This is a genomic window from Bacteroidota bacterium (assembly GCA_018698135.1).
Classification (GTDB): Bacteria; Bacteroidota; Bacteroidia; order CAILMK01; family JAAYUY01; genus JABINZ01.
The window spans coordinates 1-4448 of record JABINZ010000286.1 but is presented as its reverse complement, the minus strand read 5'-3'; the positions used below and the strand labels follow the sequence as shown (position 1 = coordinate 4448).

Genomic DNA, 4448 nt, shown 5'->3' with positions numbered 1-4448 from the left:
ATGGAGCAAACGCTCCATCTTTTCCAAAAAGCGACTTCCCACTCTTAAACTGTTCTAGCGCTTTTTCTTCTAAATTGTCTAAATAGTTCTGATCCATAATCAAATTTACGATTTTGGACAGAGTTTAATTTACACCCTCATTTTTCATGTATTCATTTTTAGCCAAATAACAATCTTATAAACTTTTGCAAATTTAGATAATTATTTTTTTTGACAGATTCTACAAGCTTAGCTGGAAAGAATGAATTTATCAAGCACATTTCGCTTCATAATTGGTATGTGGCTTAAATTTTCAAGATTATTTGAACTCTCTTTATACCCTGGCAAACAATATTATCATTTTTGCTCCTCTAAAAGAATTGTTAATAAACTTGAAAAGTGAAGTGGTTGATTTATGAAATTTTCAGAACAATTTATGTGTTCAAAAGTGTAATAATAAGCAATATATAAGTATGGAAAAGTGTAAAAAGCACTTTCAGCACAGAGCATCCATTTACAATTCGCGAATTTCAAATTCTATTATGTAGCTAATCAAAAGTTGAGACTTACTGTCGGGCAACAAAAATCTTATTTAAAAGAATAAACACGATAAGAGATGCCAAAATCCCGAAAATATTAGCATCCAATCCAAATGGAAGATTAAAAGTAATACCCAATAAATCAAATTCAATTAACTGTAATTTTCCCACTTTATCAACTAACTGATTTATTGAAAGAGCTTCAATATTGATATTATTTAAGACATCAAATTTGAGAGACAATTGTCGAAAGGCATCAATCACTACTTCTTTTGGTAGAGATTCTGATAGTGTAACCTTATTTAGAAGTAGCACAAGAGTCGTAGTGCCTCCTGCTAACATTGACCAAAAAGCAGCAATGGAATTTCTATTTTTCAAAACAACAGCTGCTAATAAGGGAACAAATAAACCTGATACCATAAATGCATAGGAATATAGCATCAAATCCAACACTTTTGTCATTTGTGAGGCCAACAGCAATGCCAAAGCACCAATGATAAGAGTAACCAATTTTGATAAACGAAGTACTTTTGAATCGTTGTTATTGAATTTGAAAAATTTCCCAAGAATGTCGGTGACCACATTACCAGAGGCTGCCATTAGACAACTATCTGCAGTTGATAATATGGCAGAAAAGTAAGCTGAAAGCATCAGCCCCATCATACCAAAGGGAAGTATTGTTCTAAGCAATAAAGGTAAACCCATTTCAGGATCAATTCCATCTGCAATTCCAAATCCGGCATAAGCAAACATATCCTGCTCAAAAGCAACTCGTGAAAATAAACCAAGTAGAACCCCCATAAATGCCATCACAGGATATTCAAACAATCCGGCAATGAACCAGGCTTTTTTGGCTTCTTTTTCCGAACGTGCTGCATAAATTCGTTGATATAAAGTCATCCCTACAAACCAGATGGGAACAATGGTGATAAGCCAATTTAGAAATGTTTGCCAACTTAAGTTATTAAACTTCAAAAAATCATCTGAAAGTGTTGATTGAATGGCTTCAAAACCCCCTATTGCTTTATAAGAAAATGGGAGGCCAATGAAAATCAATCCGACCATAAGAATTATCCATTGAATGGTATCCGTATAAATAACAGCTTTCAATCCTCCTAATACAGTATAAATAATGGCTATAAATCCCATTATTAGTAAGGCGGTTTTGAAATCTAGCTCAATAAATGTTGCTGATGCCAATTTTGCTCCAGCCAAAAGTTGTGAACTTGTAAAACCAATGTAACCAATAGCGGAAATCACTCCGGCCAGAAGAGCCACACGCCAATTAAAGAAATGTTCGAAAATCTGAGGAAAAGTAAGCATTTTGTGTTTCTCAGATAATCCTTTTACCCGTGGGATCAAAACCACAGCACTTATCCATGCACCAACTAATCCTGTAAAAAGCATCCATGAACCAGAGAGTCCAATTGCAAATCCCAAGCCTCCTAAACCGATTGAAAAGCCTCCACCTACATCGGTTGCCACTACCGACAAACCAATATGCCAGCTCTTCATATTTCTTCCACCGACATAATAATCATCAACATTCTGGTTTTTCCGATGGAAATAAAAACCAATTCCTAACATTAAAATTATGTACAGTGCAAATATTATAATGTCAACAATATGCATATAATAAGTGATATTTAAGCGATTGGAATGGCCTTGTAAGAATATTTATTGGTGGTTTTTTTTATCATTTTAATAGCCTAAAACACATTCCAGTCTGTAACCAAATAAATGTTAGATAATATTCTTTTCGATGTATTTAGAATTCATAAGTCTGGCAACGGCCATGTATGAGGGTGTAAAACGAACTTTTTGGCCGATCTTATATTTTGGCTGGCCGTTAGGCTTTTTATTAGTACCTAGTTCATAAACTGTCATGTCGGATGTGGTGCCAATAAATTCAATAGATTTATCTTTTGGTATTAACTCAGTATGGTCAACATCAATACTCCCAAAGTCTAGAATAGCTTTGAAACTCTTGGAGAAATCATCTGCATCATGAACTTCATCAGAAGTATGACCGACATTTGCATCCGAAATAACACCATCCGGAATAGATTCTTTTTCTTCCAGCTCAATAATGGTTGCAGAATATTCAAATGCATCAATAGAAAGCGATTCGAATTTTTTCCCATCTAAAGGAGAAACACCCATAAAAATAGATTCTCCTATCCTAAAATGATTAACTGATTTAGGAAATTGTTTCTTAATCAAAGGAAGGGTAATTGAACTTCCTCCAGAAATAAGATCAAGCTTTTTGTTAAACCTTGCTTCAATAAGCTGCTTATACAGGCTTAGTTGGATCATTTTATCATAGGTAGGTTCAATGCCATACATACAGCCCAGATTAGTGCCCAAACCAACAATTTCAATATTTGGTAATTCAAACACATTATTATAAAATTCGATCAGATTTTCACGCATAATGCCCTCACGCAATTCTCCAAGTTCAATCATAATAATGATTTTATGTTGCTTTTTTTGTGCAACAGCTGCTGCACTTATCGCTTTGATTGCAGTGAATGAAGTGTGTACTGAAAAGTCTGCATACTCAACCACTGTTTTAGCAAATTGAATAGGTGTGGGTTTTATATACATCGTTTTTATATCAGGCCTGATTTGTTTTATCTTTTTCAGACCTGATAATCTGGAATCTCCAATTGAATGTATTTTGTCAATTTCAGGTGCATTTAAAATTTTTGTTAAAATTCCATCATTACCCGATAACATTTTAACCACAAGTGTCCATTGAATATCATGTTTGGATAATATTTTATAGAGCTTTTCTATATTGCCAATTATGGCTTTGGTTTTAACTCTTATTTCTGCCATGGTTATTTGTTTTTCGCGCTATATCGCATTTCTGCATATTTATTTTCAAATCCCAGTCGCTCATATAATCGTATAGCAGGATTATCATACTCAACATGTAGTTTCATAGCTCCTTTTGTCAATTCAATAGCCTTTTCAATTATTTCTTTTCCAAATCCTTTTCCTCTGCAACTTGAATCTACAGCTATGTATACCAGAATATTTTCTGGAATGTATTCTTTCATTCCTGTGTTGTTCATTATTAAAACACCTACAAGTTTATTTTCATAGTAAGCATTTAATAGAAATCCTCCTTTACCGCTTTCTGGACTAAAGGCATAGTCAAGGCAATGCCGAATGGCTTGTTTAGTATCCCCAAATTGTCCTAGGTGAATAAAAAGAAAATCAATTACTTCATCAGTTGATGAAGTTTTGTTTAAATCTGTTGTGTTTTTAATAAGCTTTATATCAAGCATAAATTTTAATTATTTTTTTACAATATAATAATAGGAAGGCTGATAAGTATACGTAAATAATAAGATAATACAAAATGTATTTAATATAAGTCCTGTAATTGAGGCTACGGCTGTTTTACAGAAATATCTAATTTTTACGATATGTCAAGCAAACGAGGAATACTCTGAGGTAATCTGGTTAAAAGTTCATAATTTAACTGATTACTGAATTCGCTGAATGATGCCACCGTAATTTCAACATCTCCTTGTTTACCGATCAAAACAACTTCATCTCCTTTTTTTGTATGCGGGACCAATGACAAGTCAATAATCAGTAAGTTCATATTGACCACGCCTATGACATCAACTCTATTGTCGTTGACCAATACCCTTCCCTGATAACTTAATGATCTGCTATAGCCGTGAGAGTATCCAACAGGAACAGTTCCGATGATCATATCTTGTTGGGCTAAATATTCTGTACCATAACCAATAAACTCTCCTGTTTTCACATTTTTAATACTCATTATTTGAGTCTTCCATCTCAACACCCGAATTAGCGGATCAACTTTGCTTTTTTGTTTACTCAAATAATTAATCAATGTTTCTATGCTCGACCAAAATCCATATTGCATAATTCCAATCCTAACCATAT

Annotated in this window: 4 protein-coding genes; all 4 read right to left on the bottom strand. The window is 33.6% G+C overall.

Features of this window, described 5'->3' with window-relative positions; all coding sequences use genetic code 11:
- Positions 1-545: 545 nt before the first annotated feature.
- Positions 546-2150, bottom strand: a complete 1605-nt coding sequence (locus tag HOG71_17815; GenBank protein ID MBT5992707.1) for a sodium:solute symporter family protein — start codon at positions 2148-2150, stop codon at positions 546-548.
- A 111-nt stretch (positions 2151-2261) separates the two neighbouring features.
- Positions 2262-3359 (bottom strand): alanine/ornithine racemase family PLP-dependent enzyme, encoded by a 1098-nt coding sequence (locus tag HOG71_17810; GenBank protein ID MBT5992706.1) that lies wholly within the window; start codon positions 3357-3359, stop codon positions 2262-2264.
- A 2-nt stretch (positions 3360-3361) separates the two neighbouring features.
- Positions 3362-3814, bottom strand: a complete 453-nt coding sequence (locus HOG71_17805) for a GNAT family N-acetyltransferase (GenBank protein ID MBT5992705.1) — start codon at positions 3812-3814, stop codon at positions 3362-3364.
- 134 nt (positions 3815-3948) lie between these two features.
- A partial coding sequence (locus HOG71_17800) for an alanine racemase (protein ID MBT5992704.1) occupies positions 3949-4448 on the bottom strand: 500 nt, incomplete at its 5' end.